Origin of the sequence: Amycolatopsis sp. WAC 04182 (assembly GCF_003947465.1) — a bacterium.
GTDB lineage: Bacteria > Actinomycetota > Actinomycetes > Mycobacteriales > Pseudonocardiaceae > Amycolatopsis.
Genome location: NZ_QHJJ01000002.1, coordinates 473,018 through 497,988 on the forward strand (window position 1 = coordinate 473,018; position 24,971 = coordinate 497,988).

The following is a 24,971-nucleotide window of genomic DNA, read 5'->3' on the forward strand; positions in this document are numbered from 1 at the left end:
TCACGAGTCCCTAACGCGGAGCGAGACCTCGCACCTGGGCGAACGGGTCCTCCCCCGTCGGCAACAGCGCGATGATCGGCGTCGTCAGCCCGTTGTCCACATAGGACTGAACCTGCTCACGGCAGGAATCGAGGCTGCCGTGGACGATCAGGTCGTCGACGACCTCGTCCGGGATGACCTGGTTCGCCTTCTGCCGGTCGCCCGCGGCCCACGCCTCGTGCATCGGCGCGAGCGCGTCGCCGCGGCCGAGCCATTCGTGGAACGCCGCGTACACCGGCACGGTCAGGTAGCTCGAGATGAGCATCCGGCCGAGCCCGCGCGCGGCGGCTTTGTCCTCCGTGGGGCAGACGAAGATCCGCGCGGCCAGTTCGGTGTCCGGGCCGATCTCGGCCCGCACCTTCGGCACGTCGGAGGCGGCGAGCCAGTTGGTGATGGCGCCGTCGGCCTCCTTCGCGGCCAGCCGCAGCATCCCCGGCCGCAGCGCGGCGAGCATGATCGACGGCGGCGGGTCGGCGGGCCGCTCCAGCCGGAACTTGCCGACGGCGAAGGTCTCGTACTCCTCGGTGACCTTCTCCCCCGCCAGCGCCGACCGCAGGAACCGCAAGGTGTCCCGCGAACGCGCGAACGGGGCATCGAACTCGGCGGCGTTCCAGTTCTTCACGATCACCGGCGACGACGCGCCGATGCCGAGCACGAACCGGCCGGGCGCCAGTTCCGCGACGGTCGCCGCGCTCATCGCCAGCAGCCCGGGTCCGCGGGTGTACACCGGCACGATCGCGGTGCCCAGCCGCAGCTGCGGCGCCCACTGCGAGGCCAGCACCAGCGGCGTGAAGGCGTCGTGGCCCGCGGTCTCGGCCGACCACGCGTCGGTGTAGCCGAGATCCGGCAGCTCCCGCACCATCTCCTCGTGCGCCGCGAGCGGCACCCCGGTCAGCGGAATGGTGATGCCCCACCGTTTCATGCGTTCTCCTCGCTCTTGACCGCGGCACCGGACAGCTCACGCACGATCCAGTCCACCTGCGTGCGCATCAGGTTCTCCGCGACCTCTTCGGCTTGCGGCGTCATATGCGTCGCGCCTGCCAGCGGCAGGAACACGTGCGCGCGTCCCTTGGCCAGCAAGGCCGACGACAGGCGCAACGAGTGGGCGACGAAAACGTTGTCGTCGGCCAGCCCGTGCACGATCAGCAGTGCCCGCGAGAGGTCGCCGGCGCCGGCGATCAGCGAGTTGTGCTCGTACGAAGCCGTTTCCTCCTGCGGAAGCCCAAGGTAACGCTCGGTGTAGTGCGTGTCGTACAACGACCAGTCGGTCACCGGGGCGCCCGCGACCCCGGCGTGGAAGACGTCCGGGCGGCGCAGCACGGCCAGCGCGGACAGGTAACCGCCGTAGGACCAGCCGCGGATCGCGACCCGTTCCAGATCGAGTTCCGGATGGAGCGCGGCCGCCGCGTGCAGGGCGTCGACCTGGTCGGCGAGGGTGACGTCGGCGAGTTTCCCGGCGATCTCCTTTTCCCAGGCCGCACCCCGTCCGGGTGTCCCGCGCCCGTCGGCGACCAGCACCGCGAAGCCCTGGTCCGCGAGCCACTGCGGGGTCAGGAAGGCGTTGCGGGTCTGCAGGACACGCTGGGCGTGCGGGCCGCCGTACGGGTCGAGCAGCACCGGGAGCTTGCCCTCGCTCTCCTCGTATCCGGTCGGCAGCACCAGCGCGGCGCGGAGGCCCCGCTCCCCCAGCGTCAGCCAGGTCAGGTTCGGCACGACGTCGGGGTCGACGGTGAAGGAACCGATGCGTGCCACCGTCTTCTCGCCGGACACGACGGTCACCACCGGGCCGCTGCGCTCCAGGGTCCACGACGAGAGCACGGTCAGCGAGGCGTTCCCGGAGCCGACGTGCACACCGTCCTCAGTGGACAGACGACGGAGCTCGCCGCCCTCCGTGCGGAAGACGTGGATCTGCGTCGGGTCGGCCTCCGACGCGCTGAACAGCACCTCGTCACCGACGTGCAGGATCGACCGCACCTGCAGCCCCGGCGGGGTGAGGGCGACCCCGTCGACGACCAGCCGGTGGTCACCGTCGGCGGCGCTCTCGCGGACCAGGCGGCCGTCGGTCGTCCACGCCGGGACGCCCGCGGCGAGCTCGACCCAGTGCTCGTCGGTCTCGGTGTGCAGCACCTCGACCGCACCGGTCGACGGGTCGACCGCCTGGATCTCCAGCTTCCGCTGGTCACGCGACTGCACGGACAGCAGCGGCTTGCCCGCGGCGGACCAGTGCACGGCGGCCAGGTACTCCCAGCCGGTCTTCTCGACGTCGACGCGGGAGCCGTCGAGGCCAAGGATCGCCAGCGTCACGTCCGCGTTCGTGGTGCCCGCCGCCGGATACGCGACGACGTTCGCCGCCGACTGCGGGTTCGCCGGATCGGCGATCGTCCAGCGCGGCACGGCGGCCCGGTCGGATCGCTCGGCCAGCAGGCTCTTCCCGTCCGGCGACCACCAGTAACCGCGGGTGCGGCCCATCTCCTCGGCCGCGATGAACTCCGCGAGCCCCCAGGCGATGTCGTCACCTGCCTCCTCTACGAGCAGACGGTCATCACCGGTGGCCCGGTCGATCACCCGCAGGCGGCGGTCGCGGACGTAGGCGACGTGGGCACCGTCCGGGCTGGGCCGCGGGTCGACGACCGAACCGTCGACCAGCACCGACACCTCTCCGGTGGCCAGGTCGAGGGTGTGGAGCTTGCCGGAGAGCGAGAACGCGGCGACGGTGAAGGCGTCGTCGACCGCGTAGCCGACCACGCCGCCGCCGGTCTCCCGGCTGCGCTCGCGGCGGGCACGCTCTTCCGGCGGCAGGTCCTCTTCACCGGGCAGCAGCTCGGCGGCGTCGACCAGCTTCGTCTCCTCGCCCGACGCGACGTCGAACGACCACAGGCTGTGCCGGGGGTCGGCGCCGGACTCGGACCGCAGGAACAGGATGCGGGAACCGTCCGGGGCGACCTTGAACTCTTTCGGCGCGCCGAGGGTGAAGCGCTGAGTACGGGCCTGACGGCGGAGGAACGGGAGATCTTCGAGGCTGGTGTCGGTCACATCCGCACTCTCTCAGACGCTCAAGCCGGTACGCCAATGCCTTCCAGCTTCTCGATCTCCGTCTCGGGATCGAAGTCGGCGGGCGGGAACTTCGGGTCCATCTCCTCGATCGTCTCGATCAGGAGCCGCGCGACCAGCCAGTTGCGGTACCACTTGCGATCGGCCGGGACGGCGTACCAGGGCGCGGCCGCCGTGGAGGTCTTGGCGAAGATGTCGGCGTAGGCCTTCTGGTAGTCGTTCCACTGGGCGCGCGCGTCGAGGTCGGCGGGGTTGTACTTCCACCACTTCGCCGGATTCTCCAGCCTCGCCTTGAGGCGCTTCAGCTGCTCCTCCGGCGAGATGTCGAGGAAGACCTTCACGATCGTCGTGCCGGCGTCGGTCAGCTCCTGCTCGAACGCGTTGATCTCGGCGTAGCGCTTGCGCCATTCCGTCGCGGGCACCAGCTTCTGCACGCGCGGGACCAGGATGTCCTCGTAGTGGGAGCGGTCGAAGACGCCGACCTGCCCCGGCACGGGAAGCTGTTTGCGGACCCGCCACAGAAAGTGATGACGCCGCTCGGTCGCGGTCGGCTTCTTGAACCCGGCGTACCGCACTCCCATCGGGTTGACCAGGCCGAGGACATGGCCGACGGTGCCGCCCTTGCCGGAGGTGTCCATCCCCTGCAGGACCAGCAGGAGACTGCGGTTCCCGCCGCCGACGCCCTCCGCGTACAGGGCCTCCTGCAGCTCGGCGAGCCTGCCTCCGGCGTCGGCGAGGTCTTTGAGCCCCTTGGGCTTCTTCGTCGGCCCGATCGGGAACGAACCGGGATGGTGCCGCTCGGCACCCTTGCCGATCCTCAGCGTGTCCCGGACGGAGACGGTGTCCTTTTTCGCCATCCGGCGACGATAACCGCGCTCCGGGCGCCGCGCCTCCGGTGATCAAGTACGCCGATGCACGATTTCGCCACCCGAAGGAGTCGATACGCAATGAACAACGGGTCAAAGCAACGTTTCCCGGATGAAAGCAGCCGGGTGGACATCTAACCTGAACGCATGACGACCGCCGACTTCATCGCGCTCGACGAGCAGTGGAGCACGCACAACTACCACCCGCTCCCGGTGGTGATCGCCACCGCCGAAGGAGCCTCGGTCACCGACGTCGAGGGCAAGACCTACCTCGACTTCCTCTCCGGCTACTCCGCGCTGAACTTCGGGCACCGCCACCCCGGGCTCATCGCCGCCGCGATCGAGCAGTTCGGCCGGGTGACGCTGACCTCGCGCGCCTTCCACCACGACCAGCTCGGGCTGTTCTGCCGGGAGCTCGCCGAGCTGACCGGCACCGAGATGACCCTGCCGATGAACTCCGGCGCGGAAGCCGTCGAGTCGGCGGTGAAGATCGCCAGGAAGTGGGCGTACCGGGTCAAGGGCGTCCCCGACGGGCAGGCGGAGATCGTCGTCGCCGGGTCCAACTTCCACGGCCGCACGACGACCATCGTGTCCTTCTCCACCGACGAGACCGCGCGCGCCGATTTCGGCCCGTTCACCCCGGGCTTCGTCACCGTCAAGTACGGCGACGCCGAAGCGCTGCGCGACGCCATCACCGAGCGCACCGCCGCGATCCTGCTGGAGCCGGTGCAGGGCGAAGCCGGCGTGATCGTCCCGCCCGCCGGCTACTTCGCCGAGGCCCGGCGGCTGTGCGACGAGCACAACGTGCTGCTGATCGCCGACGAGATCCAGTCCGGTCTCGCCCGCACCGGCACCGTCCTCGCGCTCGACCACGAAGGCGTCCGCGCCGACGTCTACACGCTCGGCAAGGCACTCGGCGGCGGGATCATGCCGGTGTCGGCCGTCGTCGGCGGCAAGGACGTGCTCGGCGTGCTGCGGCCGGGTGAACACGGCTCCACCTTCGGCGGGAACCCGGTCGCCTGCGCGATCGGGCGGGCCGTGGTCGGGCTGCTGAAGACCGGGGAGTTCCAGGAGCGCTCGCGGGAACTGGGCACCCACCTGCACTCGCGGCTCGGCGAACTGGTCGGCAACGGGCTGGCCGAGGTCCGCGGCCGCGGGCTCTGGGCGGGGATCGACATCGCGCCCGGCGGGCCGACCGGCCGCGAGGCGTCCACGGCCCTGGCCGAACGCGGCGTCCTGTGCAAGGAGACCCACGACCACACGCTGCGGATCGCGCCGCCGCTGGTGATCAGCCGCGAGGAGCTCGACCGCGGTATCGACGCGATCACGGAGGTCGTCAAGACCCGGTGAACCTTTCGGGCGGGCTGTACGTTGCCTGTCCATGGGAGACGAGCGGGAGTGGGTGGAGCGGCCGCTGGTCGGCACCGAGTCGGTGTCGCCGGAGGACTGGTTCGCGAGGGGTAAGGCACTGCGGGACGAGGCGCCCTCCTCCGCGCACGACCACGCGGCGGCGGGCGAGGGACGGCCGAGCGTGGCGGAGTTCTTCGCGCGCACGAACGAAGGCCGCCTGCCGGAACTGGTGGAACTGCGGCGCGAGCGCATGCTCGCGTCGCCGTTCACCTTCTACCGCGGTGCCGCCGGGCTGATGGCCGCCGACCTGGCGGGGTCGCCGTCGTCCGGGCTGACCGCCCAGCTCTGCGGGGACGCGCACGCCGCGAACTTCGGGCTGTACGGCACGCCCGAAGGCCAGATCGTCATGGACATCAACGACTTCGACGAATCCGTGCCCGGCCCGTGGGAGTGGGATCTCAAACGGCTCGCGGCGAGTCTCGTGCTCGCCGGGCGCGAGGGTGGCATCGGGGAAGCAGGCTGCCGGGAAGCCGCCGAAGACGCGGTGAAGTCGTACCGGCGCACCATCCGGGGGCTGGCGGAGCTGCCGTTCCTCCGGTCGTGGAACGCGCTGCCGGACGCGTCGGTGCTGAGCAAGGTCAAGGCGCACGACCTGATCGACGACTTCGAGGAAGCGGCCGAGAAGGCGCGGAAGAACACCAGCGCCAAGGTCACCGCGAAGTGGACCAGGCGCATCGACGACCACGAGACCGGCCTCGAACGGCACCGGTTCGTCGAAGACCCGCCAGTGCTCACGCACGTGGACGACGCCACCGCCGAAGCCGTCGTGACCGGACTGGTGTCCTATGTGGACACGCTGCGCGAGTCGCGGCGGACGCTGATCTCGCGGTACCGGGTGTCCGATGTGGCCTTCCGGGTGGTCGGCACCGGCAGCGTCGGGCTGCGCAGCTACGTGGCGCTGCTGCACGGGAACTCCGGCGAAGACCTTGTCCTGCAAGTGAAACAGGCCATCCCGTCGGCGCTCGCGCCGTTCCTCGGCCTGCCCGCCCCGGAGCACGAGGGGCGGCGGATCGTCGAGGGCGCGCGGCTCGTGCAGGCCGAGACGGACATCCTGCTCGGCTGGACGACCATCGACGGCGTGCCGTACATCGTGCGGCAGTTCCGGAACCTCAAGGGCGACATCGACCCGGCGGAGCTGAAGAAAGACCACCTCGACGACTACGGCCGTCTGGCGGGCGCGTTGCTCGCGCGGGCGCACGCGCGGTCTCTGCATCCGCGGATGCTGGCGGGCTACTTCGAGGACGACGAAGACCTCGACGAGGCCATCGGGGCCTACGCGGTGCGCTACGCGGATCAGACCGAAGCGGACTTCGCCGCCTTCGCCGCCCTCTGACGACCCGCATTTAGAGGACTGAATGCGGGGTCGTCACACCAGGGCCAGGACGTCGTCCGCGCAGCCCCAAGCCACCGTGATCCCCGCGCCCCCGTGCCCGTAGCAGTGCACGACCCGGCCGTCCCGGTCCAGCCGCACCTCGGGCCGGAACGGCCGCAGGCCCACCTTCGCCCCCAGCACGGGCGCGTCGGCCAGCGCGGGCACGAGTTCCCGGCACCGCCGCACGATGTCGGCGGTCACCCCGGGGTCCGGTTCGACCGAGTCGCGCCCGGGTTCCTGCGTGCCGCCGCAGACCACGTGCCGTCCGTGCGGGATCACGTGCCGCAGCACCGGCGTGGCCCCGTCGACGATCCATTCGGTCAGCCCCGGGTCGGCGAGGTGGACGACCTGGCCGCCGACCGGCACCAAGGTGCCGTCCCCCGCGAGCCGCCCGCCGCCGAGCCCGGCGGCGTTCACCACGAGGTCCGCGTCGAGGTCGTCCAGCCGCGAGACCGTGCGGTGCTCGGTGCGCACTCCCAGCGCGGCGACCTGGCCGGCGAGCCAGGTGAGGTACACCGGGGTGTCGACCAGCGCGGTCGTGAAGGTGAGCCGTCCGGGTTCGTGGTCGAGGTCGGGCATCGACAACGCCCACGAAGGCAGCGGCGTCTCGCGCGGGACGAGGTACGTTCCCCGGACCATGCGGACCCCCGGCGCGCCGAGGCCGCGGTACTCCTCGACGCTCGTCGCGGTCCAGCGGTCGACCCGGTCGGAGTTCGCCGCCAGGGGCGGGAAGAGCACGCCACCGGCGACCGCCGACGTGGTCTCCCCCGGCCCGGCGTCCGTCACCACCGTGACGTCGTGCCCGGCCCCGGCCAGCCGGTGCGCGCAACTGAGCCCGATCACGCCGCCACCGACCACACTGATCCGCATCGAAAGCCCCCTTCGTCCTCGCGAGCCGTCCCTGCATGGTGACTGATCACCCGTCACGTAATCTCGCCGGATGAGCGGAAGAGGGCCGTACGGGCCGGTCGCGGTGACCTGCGCCGCGATCATGGTCGTCCTCGGTTTGCTGGTCTCCGGCGAGGGCCCTTCCGTGCCCGACGAGTTCGCCGTCAGGTGGGTGGAGCGCACCTTCGGCCGCGACACCGGCCTTCTCGAGCTGCTGGTGCTGCCGACCGAGGCCTACATCCTGATCCCGGTCGCGGTCCTCGCCGCCGTCCTCTGCCTGATCGGACGGCGCAGGCTCGAAGCGGCGCTGATCATCGTCGGCCCGCTCATCGCGATCCTCGCGAACACCTGGGTGCTCAAACCGCTCTTCGGTCGCTGGAAGTACACCTACCTCGCCTACCCGAGCGGGCACACCGTCGCGCTGGTCGCGGTGCTGACGGTGCTCGTCCTGCTCGCCCGCCCCGGCGTCGCGACGGCGGTCATCTCGACGGTGGGCGCCGTGGTGCTCTGCGGAGTCACGATCGGCATGATCGGCCTCGGCTACCACTATCTGACCGACGTCGTGGGCGGCACGCTGTTCGCCGTCGCGACCGTGTGCGCGACGTGGATGCTGCTCAGCTGGGCTGCACGGCGTCGCGCGCCAGTGCCGTCAGACGGCTGACGGCGCGCAGGTACTTCTTGCGGTAGCCGCCGTTCACCATCTCCTCGGTGAACAGCTCCGGCACCGGCTCGCCCGAGACCACCAGCGGGATCGCGCGGTCGTAGAGCCGGTCGGCGAAGGCGACCAGCCGCAGCCCGACGTTCTGATCCGGCACCGGATGGATGTCGCGGAGGTGCACCCGGGTCACGCCCTCGAGAAGCCGGCCGTAGCGCGAAGGATGCAGGCCGCCCAGGTGTTCGCACAACGCGTCGAAATCGTCCACAGTGGACTCGGGATGCGCGGCGGCGGAGGCTTCCAGCTCCTCGGGGCTCGCGGGCGGCGGCGCGTCCGGCAGGCCGCGGTGGCGGTAGTCCGGGCCGTCGACGCGGCAGACGCCGAAGCGGGCGGACAACGACTGGATCTCGCGCAGGAAGTCCGCCGCGGCGAACCGGCCCTCGCCGAGTTTGTCCGGCAGTGTGTTGGACGTCGCCGCCACGAACACCCCCGCCGAGATCAGCTCCTGCAGCAGCCGGGTGACGAGCATGGTGTCACCCGGGTCGTCGAGTTCGAACTCGTCGATCGCCAGGAACCGGTGTTCGGACAGCCGCCGCACCGCCTCGGCGAACCCCAGCGCGCCGACGAGGTGGGTCAGCTCCACGAACGTCCCGTACGCCTTGGGCGACGGCGTCTCGTGCCAGGTCGAGGCGAGCAGGTGGGTCTTGCCGACGCCGAAACCGCCGTCGAGATAGAGCCCCATCGGCCCGGACGGCGCCTCGTCCCCGCCGCCGAAGAACGCGCGCAGCTTCGACTTCGGCTTCCGCTGCGAGGCTTCCGCCACGCGCTTCGCGAACGAGCCACAGGTGACGACGGCCTCGGCCTGGCTCGGCTCGTCCGGGTTGGGCACGTACGTGGAGAACCGGACCGCGTCGAACCTCGGCGGCGGGACGAGCGCGGTGATCAGCTCGTCGGCGGACAGCTCCGGACGGCGATCGATCAGGCGGGCGGGCATTCGCCGAGAGTAACGGCACCGGCGTGGCGGGTTCACCCTCCCTGACCGGGCGTATCCCCCGCTCAGCGGTGCCGCCGGGCGCGTGCTGGGATGTCGGTGTGCAGCTTTTGTGGCCAACGACACCGGCGGAGCCCGTCTCCGACGCCGACCTCGAACGGCTCTACGGGTATCCGCAAGACCTGAACCGTCCGTGGGTCCAGGTCAACTTCGTCAGCTCCGCGGATGGCGCGGCGGCGGTCGACGAGCTGTCCGAAGGGCTGTCCCACCCCGCAGACAAGCGGATCTTCCTGCTGGGACGGCTGCTCTCCGACGTGATCCTGGTCGGTGCCGGCACGGCGCGCGCCGAGGGCTACCGCGGCGCGCGCGTCAGTCCCGAACGCGCCGCCCGCCGGGTCGCGCTCGGCCTGTCCGAGGTTCCGCCGATCGCGGTGGTGACCCGTTCCGGTGATCTCGACCCCGAAGGCCCGTTGTTCACCGACACCAAGGTCCCGCCGATCGTCATCACCACCGAGCAGGCGCCGCGCGCCGCGTTGGAGCGCGCGGGTGCCGACGTGCTCGTCGCGGGGACCGCCGACGTCGACCTCCACCGCGCGCTCGCGCTGCTGGGCGAACGCGGCCTGCGGCGTGTCGACTGCGAGGGCGGACCGGCGCTGTTCGCCGACCTGATCGCCGCCGACCTCGTCGACCAGCTGTGCCTCACGGTCGCCCCGCTGCTGGCGGGAGCGGGCGAAAGCCGGATCGCCCGAGGCCGTCCGGCCCCGGAACCGCGGCGGATGGATCTCGCGTCCGTGCTCGTCGAGGACGGCTTCACCATGCTGCGCTACCGCCGACGGGAGGGCGGGTGAGCGAGGCCGCGCCGGTTCCGGACGAGGAACTGGTGGCCAGGGCCGCCGCCGGGGACCACGGTGCGTTCGACACCTTGGTCCGGCGGCACACGGCCAGGATGTACCGGGTGGCGCTGCGGATCACCGGCAGCTCGTCCGAGGCCGAGGACGTCGTCCAGGAGGCCTGGCTCTCCGCGTGGCGGGCGCTGCCCGGCTTCCGGTTCGAATCCGCGGTGTCGACCTGGCTCTACCGGGTGACGACGAACGGCGCGCTCGGCGTGGTCCGGCGGCGGAAACCGACCGTGCCGCTCGACGAGGGCGACGCGGGCGTCGTGCCTGGTCCGGAGGGTCATGTGGTGAGCGCCGAGCAGGTCGGCAGGGTGCTGCGCGCGATCGCCGAACTGGACGTCGGCCAGCGGATCCCGCTGATTCTGCGAGAATTCGAAGGGTTGACCTACGACGAGGTGGCCGAGGTGCTCGAAGTCAGCGTGCCCGCCCTGCGTGCCCGGCTGCACCGCGCGAGGGTGGCGCTGCTGGCCAAACTCGGCGACAACTTCCGACCCGGGGAACGGTGATGAGCGAGGATCCGCGCGACGACCCCCGGTGGCAGCAGGTGCGCGCCGCCGCGAGCCGTCCGGTGCCGACACCGCCGGGACTCGTCGAACGGGTGCTCCGCTCGGTCGGCGGCGTCCGCGGCAGGCACACCACCGCCCCGCTCGACCTGCCCTCTTCGGGCGGCAAGACCCAGGTGTCGGAACGGGCGCTGGTGCTGATGACCAGGAACCTCGCCGCCGAGATCGGCCGCGAACTCGGCGGGGTCCACGTCGCGGCCGTCGCGCTCGAAGAGGACGTGCTCCAGGTGCTGGTGACGATCCGGTTCGGCGTCGAAGCGGCCGTCGCGGACCTGCTGCGTCACCGGGTCAGCGCGGCCCTGACCGGTCAGCTCGGCTCCGCCCCGCCCGCGGTCAACGTCCACGTCGTCGACGTGCATCCGGACTGATCTGCGACAGGGTCTCGCGGTGTGAAGGGGACTTTCCCCGCATGCGATGTGGGGAAAGTCCCCTTCACCTCCCCGCCTGGGACGCGACCTTGCCCGGCCATCCGGACCGATCCCGGAACTGATTACCCCATCCGGGGGACATCGCGTGACGGCTCGGCATGCGCGCGTGTCCTGGTCGGTGAGAGCGTAGGGACCGCCGCGCGCGCAGGTCGCGCGGCACCGGCCGAGAAGGAGCGAACTTCATGGCGCAGCCGAGCGCGAGCAAGCCCGACACCCCCGTGGCGGGGGCGTCCCTCAACGAGGAAGGAGCCGCCGGCAAGACCACGATCTCGTCGGTGGTGGTGCAGAAGGTGGCGGGTCTCGCCACCCGCGAGGTGACCGGCATCCACGCGCTGGGCGGCGGGGTGTCCCGGGCCTTCGGCGCGATCCGCGAGCGCATCCCCGGTTCCGGCACGGTCACCACGTCGGGTGTCTCGGTCGAGGTCGGCGAGAAGCAGGCGGCCATCGACCTCGACGTGGTCGTCGAGTACGGCGCCCGCATCGTCGACGTCGCGCGCGCGGTGCGCCGCAACGTGATCGGCCAGGTCGAGCAGATCACCGGCCTCGAGGTGATCGAGGTCAACATCGCGGTCAACGACATCCACCTGCCTGACGAGAACGGCGGCGAGACCGAGACCTCGCGGGTCGAGTGATGAACGGGACCCAGACCGGCCTGCTCGCCGGCCTCATCCTCGGCCTCGCCGCGACCCAGGGCTTCACCGCGTTCCTGGTGACGCTGGCCGTCGGCGTCATCGGCCTCGTCCTCGGCCGCGTGCTCGACGGCGAACTCGACCTCGGCGACCTGTTCGGCCGGGGCCGCGACAAATGACCGTCCCGCCCGAACCGGAGGATCGCGGCACCCTCACCATCGCGCCGTCCGTGGTCCGCAAGATCGCGCAGCACGCCGCGGACCAGGTCGACGGGACCACGCGCGCCGAGCGGCGGATCGCCGGGCTCGGGCTGGGCACACACGGCGCGAGCGCGAAGGTCGGCGGTGAGGGCAACGACGTCGACCTCGTGCTCGACGTGGCGCTGAACTATCCGGCGCCGGTGCGGCGGATCGTCGGCGACCTGCGCGCCAGGGTCACCGAGGAGGTCGAGCGGATCACCTCGTACCAGGTCCGGGACATCTCGGTGACGGTTTCCGCGCTGCTGCCCGACATCGCGCCCCGCGTCCGCTAGAAGGAGCAACCGGTATGCGTTTGATCGTCCGCCTGCTGTCGGCCCTGATCGGGCTGGCGCTGGCCGCCGCCGGAGTCCTGCTGGCACTGGAGGTCGGCTGGGGCTGGTGGCGGCCGGGGCGGGGACCGCTGTTCGTCCCGTGGGACGACTGGCGGGACAGGCTCGCGGAACAGGCCTGGAACGCCTCCATGGTCCGGTATCTCGCGATCGCCGTCGCCCTCGTGGGGCTGCTGCTGATCCTGGCGGCGGCCTCGGCCGGGCGGCGCGCCATCCGGCTGACCGATCCGGCGAACGAGGTCAGCGTGACCACGTCGCCGCGGTCCCTGGCGAGGCTGGTCGGCGTGACCGTGCGCGCGCAGGACAACGTCGCGGGCGCGAAGGTCACGGCCACCGCCAAGAAGATCCGTGTCCGCGCGACGAGCAGGCTGGAAACCGAAGGCGAGCTGCGCCCGCGGCTGCTGGAGACGGTCTCCGGTCTGCTCGAAGACGTCCCGTTGGTGCGGCGGCCGAAGGTGTCGGTCGTCGTCGACTCCCCGAAGGACCGCCGATGACCCGTTCGGTCTCCGCCAAGGCACTCGGCCGGTCCACCGGCACGGAACGGACCCTGACCGTCCTCATCGGACTCGTCGCGCTGCTCGGCGGAGTGGCGGCGCTCGTGGTCGGCGCGGGCTGGCTCGGCACGCACCGCGCCGGCAGGCCGCTCGTCGACCCGATCGCCCTCGACTGGCTGTCCCGGCACGCGCTCGCCTCCCGGATCGGCGCGATCGTGCTCGGCGTGCTCCTGCTGTGGCTGGGACTGTGGTGGTTCTTCCGGTCGCTGCGCCCGGAGGGCCGTCCGGACCTCGAACTCGACGACGACCTCGTGGTGACCGCCTCGGCCATCTCCGAGGCCGTCCGCGCCGACGCGGAGACGGTCGACGGGGTCGGGCGCGCCCGGGTCCGCGCGGTCGGCGACAAGGAGAACCCGGCGCTGCGGATCACGCTCTGGCTCGTCGAGGGCACCGACCTGAAACGGGTCTGGGAGCAGCTCGACAGCACGGTGCTGGCCCGCGCGCGGGAGTCGCTCGGGGTGGACGTCCTGCCGACGGCCGTCCGGATCGAACTGGACACGGCAGCACCGCAGCGGGTGCGCTGACCGGCTCGGTGCGGCAAGAATGGCCGTCATGTCGCTTCCCCTGACTCCGCCGGTCAAACCGATGCTCGCCAAACCGGCGAAGGCGATCCCCGATTCCGGTGGCCTGCTGTTCGAGCCGAAATGGGACGGATACCGCTGCCTGGTGTTCCGCGACGGCGACGAGCTGACCTTGCAGTCGCGCTCGGAGAAGCCGCTCAACCGGTACTTCCCCGAGGTCGTCGAGCGCTTGAAGGCGGCACTGCCCGAGCGGATCGTGCTGGACGGCGAACTGGTGGTCGCCAGGAACGGGAAGCTGGACTTCGACGCGCTCACCGACCGGGTCCACCCCGCCGAAAGCCGCATCAAGCTCTTGGCGGAGCAGACCCCGGCGGAGTTCGTCGCGTTCGACCTGCTGGCGCTGGGCGACGAGTCCTTTCTGGACGAACCGACGTCGAAGCGGCGGGAGCGGCTGGAGAAACTGGCCTCCGACGGCATCCACCTGACTCCGGCCACTTCGGATCCGGCGATCGCGCGGCACTGGTTCGAACTGTTCGAGGGCGCGGGGCTCGACGGCGTCATCGGCAAACCGCTCGACGAGCCGTACACGCCCGGCAAACGCGTGCTGCTGAAGTACAAGCACTCGCGCACCGCCGACTGCGTGCTCGCCGGGCTGCGCTGGCACGTCGACGGCGAACCGGGCGAGCTGGTCGGCTCGTTCCTGCTCGGGCTCTACGACGAGGACGGCGTGCTGCACCACCCCGGCGTCGTCGGGTCGTTCCCGGTCACCCGGCGGCGTGAGCTGGCCGAGGAGCTGGCGCCGCTGATCACCGACGGGGCCGATCACCCCTGGCTGGGTGACAACGTGCGCGAGAACCAGCGGATCCCCGGCGGGATCACCCGGTGGAAGGCCAAGGAAGCCCCGTGGGTGCCGCTGAAGCTGGAAAAGGTGGTCGAGGTCGGCTACGAGCACACGGAGGCCGGATATCCGTCGCGGTTCCGGCACACCGCGCAGTTCAAACGCTGGCGCCCCGACCGCGAGCCGTCCTCCTGCACCTATGCCCAGCTCGAGGAGATCGCCCGCTACGACCTGGACGCGGTGTTCCGCGGCGAGGTGAAACGCACCCGCTAACCGTGTCCTGACATCCGACCTGCGAAGCTCTGTCCCGAGCTTTGTCATGTCTTGGAAGTGAGGACCAGCCCGTGAGCACCGCCCGCCGCACGCCACGGCTGTTCCTGACGACCACCGTGGTGACGGCCGTGCTCGCGGGCTGCACGGCCGGACCGTCGGTGCGGCCGGCGGTGATCGACAACGACGGCAAACCGGATCCCGGCGGTCAGACGACGGCCCAGCAGGTCCCGCTGCCGCCGCTCGCCGAGCCGCGGTCGCCGTCGATCAAATGGGAGGACTGCGACGAAGCGACCCGGCAGCGGCTGGGGCAGCCGTCCGTGCCGGACACGCTGAAGTTCTCCTGTGCCAGGGTGCCCACCACCCTCGACGCACCGGACCTGCCCGGTCGCGGGCTCTCGCGGCTTTCGGTGGTCAAGACCGGGGGCGGGCCGATCCCGCTCGTCGTGGTCAACGACGTCGACGGTGAGCCGGGGTCGCTGTACGCCGCGCGGCTGGCCGCGACGCTGCCGCCCGAGTTCCTGCAGAAATTCTCGCTGATCGGCGTGGACCGGCGCGGGACGGGGACGTCCATGCCGGTGCAGTGCATCCCGGCGGAGATCCGCACCGATCTGCTCGGCGCCGATCCGGCCGCCGCCGACCTCGAAAGCGTCGTCGACGCGGCGCGCCGGGCGGGGCAGCAGTGCGCCATCGAACTGGACGACTCGCAGGTCGCGATGGACAGCTGGCGGGCGGCGGGCGACCTCGAAGAGCTCCGGGAGCAACTGGGGCTGGAGAAGCTGCACGCGCTGGGCCGCGGCGACGGTTCGAAGGTCCTCGCCGAATACGCCGTGCGGTTCCCGGCGCAGGTCGGCCGGGTCATGCTCGACGGGCTGCCCGACCCCGCCCCCGACGCGGCCGCCACCCAGGAATCCGTCGCCGCGAGCGCGCAGGCGACCCTCGACGCGTTCGGCGCCGACTGCATAGCGAGGGGCTGCCCGCTCGGCGACGCCCGCTCGGCCGTGTCCGCCGTCGCGGACCGGCTCCGGTCGGCGTCGGCGACGACCACCGACGGCGAGGAGATCACCCCGGGTATCGCGCTGTACGCCATCTACTCCGGGCTCGCGCAGCGCTCGCGCTGGGTGGAACTCGCCGAGGCGCTCAAGACCGCGCAGACCGGCGACGTCACCCCGCTGGCCGCGTTCGCCGAGCCGGTGCTGAAGGACACCAAGGCGCGGCCGTCGCGGCTGGACGGCACGCTCGCGACCAAATGCAACGACAGCGCGACCCGGCTCTCGGCCGAGGAACTCACGCGCGCGAACACGACCCTGCGCGACAAGTACCCCCAGTTCGGTGTCTTCGCCGCGCAGCAGCTGGCCTGGTGCAGCCCGTGGCCCGTGCGCCGGGAACCGCTTCCGCCCGCGGGAGCGCCGGGCGCCCCGCCGATGCTCGTCGCGGGGACCGCGACCGACCCGGTCACGCCGGAGCAGGGCACCGGCCGGGCGGCCGACCAGATGCCGAGCGCGGTGACGATCACCTGGCAGGGCGCCGGGCACGGCGCGCTGAGCCTCTCGCCGTGTGTCGCGGACGCGACGCGAGCCTTCCTGATCGACGGGAAGATCCCGGTCGACGGGACCCTCTGCCCGGCCTGAGCCGCTCCGGATCGCCGCTCCACGGCATCCAGCCACTCCCGCGCCATGGCGCGTTGCGAAAGCCACTTTCGCAACGTTGAAGGTTGCGAAAGTGGCTTTCGCAACCCCACGCCACCGTCCCCGGCGCCCTGCCCGCGCCCGTGCCCGCGCGTGCGATGAAGGACGCTTTCATCGCAAAATTTGCTATGAAAGGCCCCTTCATTGCACGCGCGCAAGGCGTCGGGCCGGGACCGAAACCGCTACTGCCGGTAAGACTCCACCTCGGAGATCGGCCGCGCCGAAGCCTGGTCCGGGTCCTCGTCGAACTCCACCCGCGCCCGCCGCTGCCGCAGCAGGTCCCAGCACTGGTCCAGCTGCTGTTCCACACTCGCGAGCCGGGACCGGTCGTCCGAGCTCAGCCCGGTGCCGATCGCCCGCGAACGGAGTTCGTGCTCCTCGCTGACCAGCTCGTCGATCCGGCTGAGGATGTCACCGTCGGCCATCTGCGCCTCCTGCGAAACGAGGGTTGCTCCATCCGAGACGCTACGCGCACTCGCGGGAATGCGCGTACCGCCCGATTCGTTGTGCCGGACATGAGCACTGTGGAGCTGACCGCCGCCAACTTCGATCAGGTCGTGTCGGAGAACGACTTCGTGATCATCGACTTCTGGGCGGACTGGTGCATGCCCTGCCGCCAGTTCGCACCGACCTACGAGAAGGTGTCGGGCAACCACGACGACATCGTCTTCGCGAGCGTCGACACCGAGGCCGAGCAGCAACTGGCCGCGGCCTTCGACGTGCGTTCGATCCCCACCCTCGCGGTGATCCGTGACAAGACGGTCATCTACGCGCAGCCGGGCGCGCTCCCGGAAAAGACGCTGGAAGACCTCATCCAGCAGGCGCGCGACATCGACATGGACAAGCTCAAGGAAGAGGCGGCCAAGGAGGCCTGACGAGCATGGAGAAGGGGCCCTTCCCGGCGGGTTTCGCCGGGAAGGGCCCCTTTGTCTATCAGCGGACCAGTGCCGCCCGGGGCCGGGTCAGCCCCGGGTGGCGAGTCCGCGCAGGAAGAACGCCAGGTTCGCCGGGCGTTCCGCCAGCCTGCGCATGAAATAGCCGTACCATTCGTCGCCGTAGGGGACGTAGACGCGCATCGTCTTGCCGTCGCCCGCGATCCGGCGCTGCTCCTCGGGACGGATCCCGTACAGCATCTGGAATTCGTGGTCGTCCGCCTTGCGGCCCGCGTCGGCCGCGAGCTTCTCGGCGATCGCGATCATCCGCGGGTCGTGCGAGGCGACCATCGGATAACCCTTGCCCTGCATGAGGATCTTCAGGCAGCGCACATAGGACCTGTCCACTTCGGACTTGTCCTGGAACGCGACCTGCTCGGGTTCGGCGTACGCGCCCTTGCACAGCCGGACGCGGGAGCCTTCCGCCGCCAGGTCGCGGCAGTCCTGCTCGGTGCGCCGCAGGTAGGCCTGCAGCACCGCACCGACCCACGGGTATTCGGTGCGCAGCTCCTTGAGGATGCCCAGCGTCGAATCCGTGGTGGTGTGGTCCTCCATGTCGAGGGTCACCGTGGCGCCGACCGCTTCGGCCGCCGCGCAGATCTTGCGGGCGTTCTCCAGCGCGACCTTCTCGCCTTCGACAGGCAGGAACTGGCCGACCGCGGAGAGCTTCACCGAGACGTCCGCGCCGAACGCGAGGCCGTCGGCCGCGAGCGCGGTCAGCAGTTCCTCGTAGGCGCGGACGGTCGTCGCGGCCTGCTCGGCGTCGGTGGTGTCCTCGCCGAGGTGGTCGAGGGTGACCCGGAGGCCGTCGTCGGCCAGTTCACGGACCACCCTGGCGGCGTCGGGCGTCTTCGAACCGGCGACGAACCGGCCCACCACCGATCGGGTGGCGGGGACGACCTCGACCAGCTTGCGCATCCGCTGGGATCGAGCGGCGGCGAGCAACGGGGCACGCAACATCACGGACTCCTGGAGAACTCAGCCCTGGTGGGGGTAGCGGACGCTGGTGGGCGGAACGAAGGTCTCCTTGACCGAGCGCGGGCTCGTCCAGCGGAGCAGGTTGAACACCGAACCGGCCTTGTCGTTGGTGCCGGAAGCGCGGGCACCGCCGAAGGGCTGCTGGCCGACGACCGCGCCGGTCGGCTTGTCGTTGACGTAGAAGTTGCCGGCGGCGAAGCGCAGCGCCTCGGACGCCTTCGCGACGGCCGTGCGGTCGTTCGCGATGACCGCGCCGGTGAGCGCGTAGTCGGCGGTCTCGTCGACCAGCTTCAGCACGTTGTCGAAGCCCTCGTCGGTGCTGTCGTCGTAGACGTGCAGCGCGAGGATCGGCCCGAAGTACTCGGTGCGGAAGATCTCGTGGTTCGGGTTGTCCGACACCAGGATCGTCGGGCGCACGAAGTAGCCGACGCTGTCATCGGCGGTGCCACCGGCGATGACGTCGATCTCGGGGTCCTCGGCGGCGCTCTTCAGTACGGCGGCGTGCTTGTCGAAGGCACGGCGGTCGATCACGGCGCCGCCGAAGTTGTCCAGGTCGGTGACGTCGCCGTAGGTGATGGCCTCGGTCTCGGAGACCAGCTCGTCCTTCAGGCTCGCCCAGAGCGAACGCGGGACGTAGGCGCGGGACGCGGCCGAGCACTTCTGGCCCTGGTACTCGAAGGCGCCGCGGATCAGCGCGGTGCGCAGGATGTCGACGTCGGCGGAGGCGTGCGCGAGCACGAAGTCCTTGCCGCCGGTCTCGCCGACCAGGCGCGGGTACGTGCGGTAGCCGGAGATGTTGGCGCCGACGGTGGCCCACAGGTGCTGGAAGGTCGCGGTGGAACCGGTGAAGTGGATCCCGGCCAGGTCGCGGTGGGTCAGCGCGACCTCGGAGACGGCCTTGCCGTCACCCGGAAGCAGGTTGATGACGCCCGGCGGCATACCCGCCTCTTCGAGCAGCCGCATCAGCATGTGCGCGGCGTAGCTCTGCGTCGGCGACGGCTTCCACAGCACGACGTTGCCCATCAGCGCGGGCGCGGTCGGCAGGTTGCCGGAGATCGCGGTGAAGTTGAACGGGGTGATGGCGTACACGAAGCCCTCGAGCGGGCGGTGCTCCATCCGGTTCCAGATACCGGGCGAGCTGATCGGCTGCTCGGCGAGGATCTGACGGCCGAAGGCGACGTTGAACCGCCAGAAGTCGATCAGCTCGCAGGCGGAGTCGATCTCGGCCTGGAAGGCGGTCTTCGACTGGCCGAGCATGGTGGCGGCGTTCAGCTTGGCGCGCCACGGGCCGGCCAGCAGGTCGGCGGCGCGCAGGATGATCGCGGCGCGGTCGTCGAAGGACAGCGCGCGCCAGCCGGGGGCGGCGGCCTTGGCCGCGGCGATCGCGTCATGGGTGTCCTGCGCGGTCGCGCTGTGGATGACGCCCAGCACGGCCTTGTGGTTGTGCGGCTGGACGACCTCGATCTTCTCGCCGCCGCCCTTGCGCTGCTCACCGCCGATCGTCGCGGTGATGTCGATGGGGTCGGCGTTGCCCAGCAACTTGAGCGCGCCCTCGAGTTCAGCGCGCTCAGCGCTGCCCGGTGCGTAGTTCAGCACCGGCTCGTTCTTCGGGGCGGGGGTCTGGGTCACGGCGTCCACTGACTGCTCCTGACTGCACTTCGCCGGGTAGAGGTCTCATCCCGAACGGTAGACCTGACGGCTCCGCGACGGCTTGTTCGACTGGCTAGAATCAGGGTGACCATCTTGTCCGATCGGCTTAATCGGTGATCAAGACGACTACTCAGACGACCCCCGGCGCTTCCCTGCGGCACGTCCTCGCCACGCTCGGGGAACCGCTGGTCAGGGTGCTCGCGGCCCCGGGCGGGCTCGGTGTCGGAGTGGACGACGTCGTCATCCACGATCCGGAGGATCCGCCCGACGCCCATCCGGGTGACCTCGTCCTGGTGATCGGCGCTCGCGGACGCTCCGCCGCGGGGGCGATCCGGGCAGCGGGGCGGTCCGGCGCGGCCGCCGTCGCGGTCAAGAACGGCATGGCCGTCGTGAACGTCGCCGCCGACGCGGGGATCGCGTTGATCGAGGTGGGCCACGAGGCGCGCTGGGAGCAGGTCGAAGCCCTGGCCAGGGGCGTCGTCGACGCGGCTCGCGCGGGTGGCGAGGCGGACAGCGGCGAGGTGCTGGGCGATCTGTTCTCACTCGCCCAGACCATCGCGACACTGACCGGCGGCCTCGTCAGCATCGAGGACACCGCGAGCCGTGTGCTGGCCTATTCGCGGGCGGGCGACGAGGTGGACGAGCTGCGCAGGCTTTCGATCCTCGGCCGCGAAGGCCCGGAGCGATACCTCGCGATGCTGCGCGAATGGGGCGTCTACCAGCGTCTCCGCGCGGGTGAAGGCATCGTCCGCATCGACGAACGGCCCGATCTCGGCATCCGGCGGCGGATCGCGGCCGGGATCCACGCCGGATCACAGCCGCTGGGCACGATCTGGGTCCAGGAGGGCGCGCATCCGCTCACCGAAAGCGCGGAAGTCGCCTTGCTCGGCGCCAGCCGCGCGCTCGCGCCACAGCTGATCCGTCACCGGACGCTGCCCAGCCCGGAACTCCGGTTGCGCGAGGATCTGCTGGCGGGGCTGCTCGACGGCCGCCTCGACGCCGAATCCGTCGCCGACGACATCGGCGCGGATCCCGGGAAACCCGCCATGGTGCTGGCGTTCTCGCTCCCCCGCGACCGGGCCGCGACGGACCGGCAGCTCCGGCGCGCGGAGCTGGTGCACCTGATCACCGTGCACACCGCCGCGTACCGGCGAAGCGCTCTGGTGAGCGTGATCGGCGGCCGGGTCTACGCGCTCCTTCCCGACCTCCCCGAGCACGCCGAACCGCGGATTCTGACGCTGGCCAAGGAAATCGCCGGCACCGCCCGACGGCATCTCGACGTCCGGGTGCGCGCGGCGCTGGGCGGCGTGGTCCCCAGCCTCTCCGACGCGGCGGCCTCGCGCGGCGACGCGGACCGCGTGCTGGCGACGATGGCGCGCGGGCACGGGACCGCGGACGTCGCCTCACTGGCCGACGTCCGCGCCGAAGTCCTGCTCTCGGAAGTGCTCGCGTTCCTCGGCGAGCAGCCGAGGATCCGCGATCCGCGGCTGGCCGAACTGATCGCCCACGACGCCGAACACGGCGGCATCCTGGTGCCCGCGGTGCTCGCCTACCTCGACGCGTTCGGCGACGTCCGGAAGGCGGCGCGCGAGCTGAACATCCACCCGAACACGGTCCGCTACCGGGTACGCCGCGCCGGCGAGGTGTGCGGGATCGACCTGGACGACCCCGCGCAACGCATCCTCACCCAGCTTCTGTTGCGCCTCTAGGGTTTCCCCTGCCCGCGTTTAGTCCTCTGAATGCGGCAAGTCAGGAAACCGCGGCGAGGCTCCGCGACCCGGCGACCTCGGCCAGCGCGCGATAGGAATCCAGCCGCTCCGCCTGGTCGAAAGTACTGGTGGTCACCAGGATCTCGTCGGCTCCGGTCTTGGCGACGAGGTCGGCCAGCCGGTCACCCACCTCGTCCGGGGTGCCGGCGATCTGTCCGTCGAGCGCCCGGTCCAGCCGTTCGCGGTCACGGTCCGGCAGCGGACCGGCGAGGATCTCTTCCACCGGCGACAACGGCGGGAAGACGCCGTGCGTCCGTGAGTAGACCGTCGACCACGCTTCGGGGATCAGCAGCCGCCGTGCCCGTTCGGCCGTCTCGGCGACCGCGATCGCCGTCGACACCACGACGTAGGGCCGCGACGCCTGCGCGGACGGGCGGAACCCCGCGCGGTACCCCTCGATGGCTTCGAGCAGCGGACCCTCGCCGCGGACCGGCGCGATCACCAGCGGCAGCCCCAGTTCCGCGGCCAGCTTCGCCCCGGCGCCGGTCGCCAGCAGGAACGCGGGCACGCGCAGGCCTTCCGCGGGAATGGCGTGCACGCCCGGATAGCTCGTCTGGTCGCCCGCGAGGAACCCCAGCAGCTCGCGTACCTGGTCACCGAAGCGATCGGCGTCGTCCTTCTCGTGCCCGAGTGCCTGCCGGACCCCGCCGGTGAACCCGACCGAACGGCCCAGCCCCATGTCGATCCGGCCGGGAAAGAGCGATTCGAGCACGCCGAACTGTTCCGCGACCACGAGCGGCCGGTGGTTCGGCAGCATCACGCCGCCGGTGCCGACCCGGATCCGCTCGGTCGCCGAGGCGACGGCGGCCGCCAGTACCGTGGGCGCCGAACCGGCGACGCCGGGCACGCTGTGATGTTCGGACACCCAGAACCGGTGATAGCCGAGCGCTTCGATGTCCCGCGCGAAGGCGACCGTGTCCCGCAGGGCGCGGGGCGCGTCGCCGCCGCGGCGGGTCGGGGACCGGTCCAGTACCGAAAGCGTGATCACCTTCTGGTCAACGCGTCCGGACCCGGCGGGCATTCCCCGCTCAGGGGCGCCAGCGCTCGCTGTAGTCCGGGTGGTCGGCGTGCGGCAGGGCCAGCAGCCGCAGGGTCAGGCACCAGTTCGTCCCGGCCTCGTCGGCGGGCACATGGCACGTCTCGCACCAGTACTCGTTGCCGTACAAGGGGAATCCCGGGACCTTCTCGGAAACCGTGGTGCGGTGCGCCTGCAGGAGCCGCCGGGTCGCCTCGATCTCGTTGATCATCTGATTGACCGTGTCGAGCTCGATGTCGTTGAGCGAACGGATCTTCTTTTCGATGACGACCTTGGTCTCACCGCGGGTGAGCGATTCGTTGATCTCGGTTTTCTTGACCGCCTGCATGATCAACGCCTGGCGTTGCCCCACACGCGCGGCGAGAAAGGCGATCAGGTCGTCCACGGGTACTCCTTCGTCTCCCCCAGCCTAGTGTTCGGAGGGAAATGTCGCTGGCAGGAGGCCCGGCGTTACGGCTGAGTCCCACGCGTCACACAGTCTCGTATCGATCCACCGCGTGACGGTGACTGGTTTCTGGATCGACATGAAAGCGCAATCACTCCGGGAGCAAAACGAAGAAAAGGCGCGAATTGGTCACCGAAAACGCACACATCGTCACGAAATGCGTTCCCCCTCGTGGCCGGGCTCGCCGTCGCGCTCACTTTGGGGCGAAGGCTCCCTTGGTCGCGTCGGACGCAGCGAAGGGACCCTTCGCCCCGCCGTCGGCCTCGCTCACGAACACGACACGTTCGACCTTCTCATCGGTTAAGTATCATCGCGCGCCTTGCTCGGCTGGACGCGCTTCGGCTCGCCGGGCATCTTCGGGTAGTCCGGCGGATACGGCATCTCGCCGAGACCGTGGTCGCGCTCGTCCCGCGCGTACCACTCCAGCAGCGTCTCGATGCCGAAAGCCTGCTCGTCCATCGGTGCGTGCAGGTCGCCGCGCTCGTTGTAGAAAGCGCCGGCGGTAAGGACGTCGAAGTCGTCCGGGTCGACCTCGGTCAGCAGATCCCAGGTCAGCGGCGTCGACACCGTTGCCCGCTGGGTCCCGCGGACCGACCAGGCCGAAGCCACCGTGCGGTCGCGCGCGGCCTGGTTGTAGTCGATGAAGACCCGGCCGCCGCGCTCTTCCTTCCACCACGCGATGGTCGCCTTGTCCGGGATCCGGCGCTCGACCTCACGGCCCAGCGCGATCACCGCGTGGCGCACGTCGATGAAGTCCCACTCCGGCCGGATCCGCACCAGGACGTGCACGCCGCGGCCGCCCGAGGTCTTCGGGTAACCGACCAGGCCCGCCGAGTCGAGGACCTCGCGCACCACGCCCGCGACCTCGACCGCGTCGGCGAAACCCGCCTCGTCCGGCGGGTCCACGTCGATGCGGAGTTCGTCGGGGTGGTCGACGTCGGGCCGCCGCACCGGCCAGGGGTGGAAGTCGAAGGTGCCCAGGTTCGCCGCCCAGGCGAACACGGCGGGCTCGGTCGGGCAGACCTCCTCGGCCGTCCGGCCGGACGGGAAGGTGATCTTCGCGGTCTCCACCCACTCCGGGGCGCCCTTCGGCACGCGTTTGGCGTAGAACCACTCGCCCTCGACGCCGTCGACGTAGCGCTTCAGCGTCGTCGGCCGCTCCCCGATCGCGCGCAGCAACGGCTTCCCGACCGCGACGTAGTGCTCCACGACCTGGCGCTTCGTGATCCCCCGTGCCGGGAAGTACACCTTGTCCGGGCTGGACACGCGGACCTTGCGCTCGCCTGCCTCGACCTCGATCGGCTCACCGTTCTTGGGCATGCGGACACCGTATCGCCGATCAGGGCCGGGGATCGGTCTTCAGGATTGCCATCGTGACGACGTCATGCCACTCGCCGTCCCACCACAGCGCTTCCCGCTGGAGCCCTTCCCGGACGAACCCGGCCTTCTCGTAGACGCGCTGGGCCCGCGGGTTGTAGTCGAAGACCTCCAGCGAGACGCGATGCAGGCCGACGGTGCCGAACGCGTAGTCCAGCAGCAGCCTGGTCGCCTCGGTGCCGTAACCCCCGCCGAAGAACTCCGGCCCGTTCAGCGCGATGCGGAACGCCCCGGAGCGGTTGTCCCTGTCGACGTCGGTGAGCGCGAGATCCCCGACGTGCGCGCGATCCTCCTTGCGCACGATCGCGTAGTCCGCGCGGTCGTCGAGGCCTCTCCGCCCGGCCAGCCAGGTCCGGATCTGCTCGGGGGTGAACAGGGTGTGCGTCCCGGTCAGCCGGGTGGTTTCGGGCTCCTGCAGGGCCTTCCACGCGGTCTCGAAGTAGGTTTCGTCGAGCTGCGTGAGCAAGACGAGCTCGCCGGTGAGTTCGGGCTGCGTCCGCAGCGCCTCGGTGTCGATCACAGCGGATACCGTACGG

Annotated in this window: 27 protein-coding genes; 15 read left to right on the forward strand and 12 right to left on the reverse strand. The window is 70.8% G+C overall.

The annotated features are described in order from the left end of the window. Nucleotides 1-10: 10 nt before the first annotated feature. The 3 genes from DMH01_RS09370 to DMH01_RS09380 are packed head-to-tail and all read right to left on the reverse strand — an operon-like array spanning nt 11 to nt 3,947. Nucleotides 11-961, reverse strand: coding sequence for an LLM class F420-dependent oxidoreductase (locus tag DMH01_RS09370; RefSeq protein WP_125675144.1), 951 nt, complete (start codon nt 959-961; stop codon nt 11-13). Then, a complete protein-coding gene (locus DMH01_RS09375; protein WP_125675147.1) occupies nt 958-3,072 on the reverse strand; it encodes a prolyl oligopeptidase family serine peptidase in 2,115 nt (704 codons plus the stop codon). The genes DMH01_RS09370 and DMH01_RS09375 overlap by 4 nt, the downstream gene beginning before the upstream one ends. 20 nt (nt 3,073-3,092) lie before the next feature. Continuing rightward, nucleotides 3,093-3,947 carry a PPK2 family polyphosphate kinase gene (locus DMH01_RS09380; protein ID WP_125675149.1) on the reverse strand — a complete coding sequence of 285 codons (855 nt, stop codon included), beginning with the start codon at nt 3,945-3,947 and terminating at the stop codon, nt 3,093-3,095. 156 nt (nt 3,948-4,103) lie between these two features. Here DMH01_RS09380 and rocD point away from each other — a divergent pair, with 156 nt between their 5' ends. Both rocD and DMH01_RS09390 read left to right on the forward strand, forming a co-directional pair. Beyond that, nucleotides 4,104-5,306, forward strand: a complete 1,203-nt coding sequence (rocD, locus tag DMH01_RS09385) for an ornithine--oxo-acid transaminase (protein ID WP_125675150.1) — start codon at nt 4,104-4,106, stop codon at nt 5,304-5,306. A gap of 31 nt (nt 5,307-5,337) precedes the next feature. Beyond that, a complete protein-coding gene (locus tag DMH01_RS09390) occupies nt 5,338-6,699 on the forward strand; it encodes a DUF2252 domain-containing protein (RefSeq protein WP_125675151.1) in 1,362 nt (453 codons plus the stop codon). Between the two features lie 33 nt (nt 6,700-6,732). On the opposite strand, the gene DMH01_RS09395 is transcribed toward DMH01_RS09390, so the two are convergent. Further along, entirely contained in the window at nt 6,733-7,608 is an 876-nt protein-coding gene (locus DMH01_RS09395; RefSeq protein ID WP_125675152.1) for an FAD-dependent oxidoreductase, read from the reverse strand. Between the two features lie 70 nt (nt 7,609-7,678). Between DMH01_RS09395 and DMH01_RS09400 the strand changes: the two genes are divergently transcribed. Continuing rightward, nucleotides 7,679-8,287, forward strand: a complete 609-nt coding sequence (locus DMH01_RS09400; RefSeq protein ID WP_125675153.1) for a phosphatase PAP2 family protein — start codon at nt 7,679-7,681, stop codon at nt 8,285-8,287. Here DMH01_RS09400 and zapE read toward each other — a convergent pair. After that, nucleotides 8,241-9,275 carry a cell division protein ZapE gene (gene zapE, locus DMH01_RS09405; protein WP_125675154.1) on the reverse strand — a complete coding sequence of 345 codons (1,035 nt, stop codon included), beginning with the start codon at nt 9,273-9,275 and terminating at the stop codon, nt 8,241-8,243. The two genes, DMH01_RS09400 and zapE, sit on opposite strands and share 47 nt — an antisense overlap. A gap of 98 nt (nt 9,276-9,373) precedes the next feature. Here zapE and DMH01_RS09410 point away from each other — a divergent pair, with 98 nt between their 5' ends. From DMH01_RS09410 to DMH01_RS09455, 10 genes are all read left to right on the forward strand, one after another. After that, nucleotides 9,374-10,120 carry a pyrimidine reductase family protein gene (locus DMH01_RS09410; RefSeq protein ID WP_125675155.1) on the forward strand — a complete coding sequence of 249 codons (747 nt, stop codon included), beginning with the start codon at nt 9,374-9,376 and terminating at the stop codon, nt 10,118-10,120. After that, on the forward strand, nt 10,117-10,674 hold the full coding sequence (locus DMH01_RS09415) for an RNA polymerase sigma factor (protein WP_125675156.1): 558 nt from the start codon (nt 10,117-10,119) through the stop codon (nt 10,672-10,674). Before DMH01_RS09410 ends, DMH01_RS09415 begins: the two co-directional genes overlap by 4 nt. Further along, on the forward strand, nt 10,674-11,099 hold the full coding sequence (locus tag DMH01_RS09420) for a hypothetical protein (protein WP_034318149.1): 426 nt from the start codon (nt 10,674-10,676) through the stop codon (nt 11,097-11,099). The genes DMH01_RS09415 and DMH01_RS09420 overlap by 1 nt, the downstream gene beginning before the upstream one ends. 242 nt (nt 11,100-11,341) lie before the next feature. Then, nucleotides 11,342-11,791: an Asp23/Gls24 family envelope stress response protein gene (locus DMH01_RS09425; RefSeq protein WP_125675157.1), complete on the forward strand. Its 450-nt coding sequence runs from the start codon at nt 11,342-11,344 to the stop codon at nt 11,789-11,791. Then, nucleotides 11,791-11,967 carry a hypothetical protein gene (locus DMH01_RS09430; RefSeq protein ID WP_005157087.1) on the forward strand — a complete coding sequence of 59 codons (177 nt, stop codon included), beginning with the start codon at nt 11,791-11,793 and terminating at the stop codon, nt 11,965-11,967. The genes DMH01_RS09425 and DMH01_RS09430 overlap by 1 nt, the downstream gene beginning before the upstream one ends. Then, nucleotides 11,964-12,320, forward strand: coding sequence for an Asp23/Gls24 family envelope stress response protein (locus tag DMH01_RS09435; protein WP_125675158.1), 357 nt, complete (start codon nt 11,964-11,966; stop codon nt 12,318-12,320). The genes DMH01_RS09430 and DMH01_RS09435 overlap by 4 nt, the downstream gene beginning before the upstream one ends. Nucleotides 12,321-12,334: 14 nt before the next feature. Beyond that, the gene (locus DMH01_RS09440; RefSeq protein WP_125675159.1) at nt 12,335-12,871 is read left to right on the forward strand and encodes a DUF6286 domain-containing protein; all 537 of its coding nucleotides are present in this window, start codon (nt 12,335-12,337) and stop codon (nt 12,869-12,871) included. After that, a complete protein-coding gene (gene amaP / locus DMH01_RS09445; protein ID WP_125675161.1) occupies nt 12,868-13,455 on the forward strand; it encodes an alkaline shock response membrane anchor protein AmaP in 588 nt (195 codons plus the stop codon). Before DMH01_RS09440 ends, amaP begins: the two co-directional genes overlap by 4 nt. 28 nt (nt 13,456-13,483) lie before the next feature. Further along, the gene (locus DMH01_RS09450) at nt 13,484-14,563 is read left to right on the forward strand and encodes an ATP-dependent DNA ligase (protein ID WP_125675163.1); all 1,080 of its coding nucleotides are present in this window, start codon (nt 13,484-13,486) and stop codon (nt 14,561-14,563) included. Between the two features lie 71 nt (nt 14,564-14,634). After that, nucleotides 14,635-16,191, forward strand: coding sequence for an alpha/beta hydrolase (locus tag DMH01_RS09455; protein ID WP_199745417.1), 1,557 nt, complete (start codon nt 14,635-14,637; stop codon nt 16,189-16,191). A 239-nt stretch (nt 16,192-16,430) separates the two neighbouring features. Here DMH01_RS09455 and DMH01_RS09460 read toward each other — a convergent pair whose 3' ends face one another. Next, nucleotides 16,431-16,673, reverse strand: a complete 243-nt coding sequence (locus tag DMH01_RS09460) for a DUF2630 family protein (RefSeq protein ID WP_044850450.1) — start codon at nt 16,671-16,673, stop codon at nt 16,431-16,433. 90 nt (nt 16,674-16,763) lie between these two features. On the opposite strand from DMH01_RS09460, the gene DMH01_RS09465 reads away from it, so the two are divergent. After that, nucleotides 16,764-17,123 carry a co-chaperone YbbN gene (locus DMH01_RS09465; protein ID WP_034318139.1) on the forward strand — a complete coding sequence of 120 codons (360 nt, stop codon included), beginning with the start codon at nt 16,764-16,766 and terminating at the stop codon, nt 17,121-17,123. An 87-nt stretch (nt 17,124-17,210) separates the two neighbouring features. Here DMH01_RS09465 and DMH01_RS09470 read toward each other — a convergent pair whose 3' ends face one another. Both DMH01_RS09470 and pruA read right to left on the reverse strand, forming a co-directional pair. Further along, nucleotides 17,211-18,140 carry a proline dehydrogenase family protein gene (locus tag DMH01_RS09470; protein ID WP_125675167.1) on the reverse strand — a complete coding sequence of 310 codons (930 nt, stop codon included), beginning with the start codon at nt 18,138-18,140 and terminating at the stop codon, nt 17,211-17,213. An 18-nt stretch (nt 18,141-18,158) separates the two neighbouring features. Further along, nucleotides 18,159-19,796, reverse strand: coding sequence for an L-glutamate gamma-semialdehyde dehydrogenase (pruA, locus tag DMH01_RS09475; protein ID WP_125675169.1), 1,638 nt, complete (start codon nt 19,794-19,796; stop codon nt 18,159-18,161). Between the two features lie 128 nt (nt 19,797-19,924). On the opposite strand from pruA, the gene DMH01_RS09480 reads away from it, so the two are divergent. Further along, nucleotides 19,925-21,517 (forward strand): helix-turn-helix domain-containing protein, encoded by a 1,593-nt coding sequence (locus DMH01_RS09480; protein ID WP_199745478.1) that lies wholly within the window; start codon nt 19,925-19,927, stop codon nt 21,515-21,517. A 40-nt stretch (nt 21,518-21,557) separates the two neighbouring features. On the opposite strand, the gene DMH01_RS09485 is transcribed toward DMH01_RS09480, so the two are convergent. The 4 genes from DMH01_RS09485 to DMH01_RS09500 form a co-directional block, all read right to left on the reverse strand. Further along, the gene (locus tag DMH01_RS09485) at nt 21,558-22,598 is read right to left on the reverse strand and encodes an LLM class flavin-dependent oxidoreductase (RefSeq protein WP_125675171.1); all 1,041 of its coding nucleotides are present in this window, start codon (nt 22,596-22,598) and stop codon (nt 21,558-21,560) included. A gap of 7 nt (nt 22,599-22,605) precedes the next feature. Continuing rightward, nucleotides 22,606-22,998 carry a DUF6221 family protein gene (locus DMH01_RS09490; RefSeq protein ID WP_125675173.1) on the reverse strand — a complete coding sequence of 131 codons (393 nt, stop codon included), beginning with the start codon at nt 22,996-22,998 and terminating at the stop codon, nt 22,606-22,608. Between the two features lie 360 nt (nt 22,999-23,358). Further along, entirely contained in the window at nt 23,359-24,378 is a 1,020-nt protein-coding gene (locus tag DMH01_RS09495) for a DNA polymerase domain-containing protein (protein WP_125675175.1), read from the reverse strand. Nucleotides 24,379-24,397: 19 nt separating this feature from the next. Continuing rightward, complete coding sequence (locus DMH01_RS09500; protein WP_125675176.1) at nt 24,398-24,955, reverse strand: GNAT family N-acetyltransferase; 558 nt, start codon at nt 24,953-24,955, stop codon at nt 24,398-24,400. Nucleotides 24,956-24,971 lie beyond the last annotated feature (16 nt).

What these genes read in the sequence shown, in the direction of transcription:
- rocD (WP_125675150.1), top strand. Translation starts at nt 4,104, where the DNA reads ATGACGACCGCCGACTTCATCGCGCTCGACGAGCAGTGGAGCACGCAC.
- DMH01_RS09460 (WP_044850450.1), bottom strand. Translation starts at nt 16,673, where the DNA reads ATGGCCGACGGTGACATCCTCAGCCGGATCGACGAGCTGGTCAGCGAG.
- DMH01_RS09435 (WP_125675158.1), top strand. Translation starts at nt 11,964, where the DNA reads ATGACCGTCCCGCCCGAACCGGAGGATCGCGGCACCCTCACCATCGCG.
- DMH01_RS09450 (WP_125675163.1), top strand. Translation starts at nt 13,484, where the DNA reads ATGTCGCTTCCCCTGACTCCGCCGGTCAAACCGATGCTCGCCAAACCG.
- DMH01_RS09370 (WP_125675144.1), bottom strand. Translation starts at nt 961, where the DNA reads ATGAAACGGTGGGGCATCACCATTCCGCTGACCGGGGTGCCGCTCGCG.
- DMH01_RS09495 (WP_125675175.1), bottom strand. Translation starts at nt 24,378, where the DNA reads ATGCCCAAGAACGGTGAGCCGATCGAGGTCGAGGCAGGCGAGCGCAAG.
- DMH01_RS09390 (WP_125675151.1), top strand. Translation starts at nt 5,338, where the DNA reads ATGGGAGACGAGCGGGAGTGGGTGGAGCGGCCGCTGGTCGGCACCGAG.
- DMH01_RS09400 (WP_125675153.1), top strand. Translation starts at nt 7,679, where the DNA reads ATGAGCGGAAGAGGGCCGTACGGGCCGGTCGCGGTGACCTGCGCCGCG.
- DMH01_RS09440 (WP_125675159.1), top strand. Translation starts at nt 12,335, where the DNA reads ATGCGTTTGATCGTCCGCCTGCTGTCGGCCCTGATCGGGCTGGCGCTG.
- DMH01_RS09465 (WP_034318139.1), top strand. Translation starts at nt 16,764, where the DNA reads ATGAGCACTGTGGAGCTGACCGCCGCCAACTTCGATCAGGTCGTGTCG.
- DMH01_RS09380 (WP_125675149.1), bottom strand. Translation starts at nt 3,947, where the DNA reads ATGGCGAAAAAGGACACCGTCTCCGTCCGGGACACGCTGAGGATCGGC.
- DMH01_RS09395 (WP_125675152.1), bottom strand. Translation starts at nt 7,608, where the DNA reads ATGCGGATCAGTGTGGTCGGTGGCGGCGTGATCGGGCTCAGTTGCGCG.
- DMH01_RS09420 (WP_034318149.1), top strand. Translation starts at nt 10,674, where the DNA reads ATGAGCGAGGATCCGCGCGACGACCCCCGGTGGCAGCAGGTGCGCGCC.
- DMH01_RS09430 (WP_005157087.1), top strand. Translation starts at nt 11,791, where the DNA reads ATGAACGGGACCCAGACCGGCCTGCTCGCCGGCCTCATCCTCGGCCTC.
- DMH01_RS09485 (WP_125675171.1), bottom strand. Translation starts at nt 22,598, where the DNA reads ATGCCCGCCGGGTCCGGACGCGTTGACCAGAAGGTGATCACGCTTTCG.
- amaP (WP_125675161.1), top strand. Translation starts at nt 12,868, where the DNA reads ATGACCCGTTCGGTCTCCGCCAAGGCACTCGGCCGGTCCACCGGCACG.
- DMH01_RS09425 (WP_125675157.1), top strand. Translation starts at nt 11,342, where the DNA reads ATGGCGCAGCCGAGCGCGAGCAAGCCCGACACCCCCGTGGCGGGGGCG.
- zapE (WP_125675154.1), bottom strand. Translation starts at nt 9,275, where the DNA reads ATGCCCGCCCGCCTGATCGATCGCCGTCCGGAGCTGTCCGCCGACGAG.
- DMH01_RS09470 (WP_125675167.1), bottom strand. Translation starts at nt 18,140, where the DNA reads ATGTTGCGTGCCCCGTTGCTCGCCGCCGCTCGATCCCAGCGGATGCGC.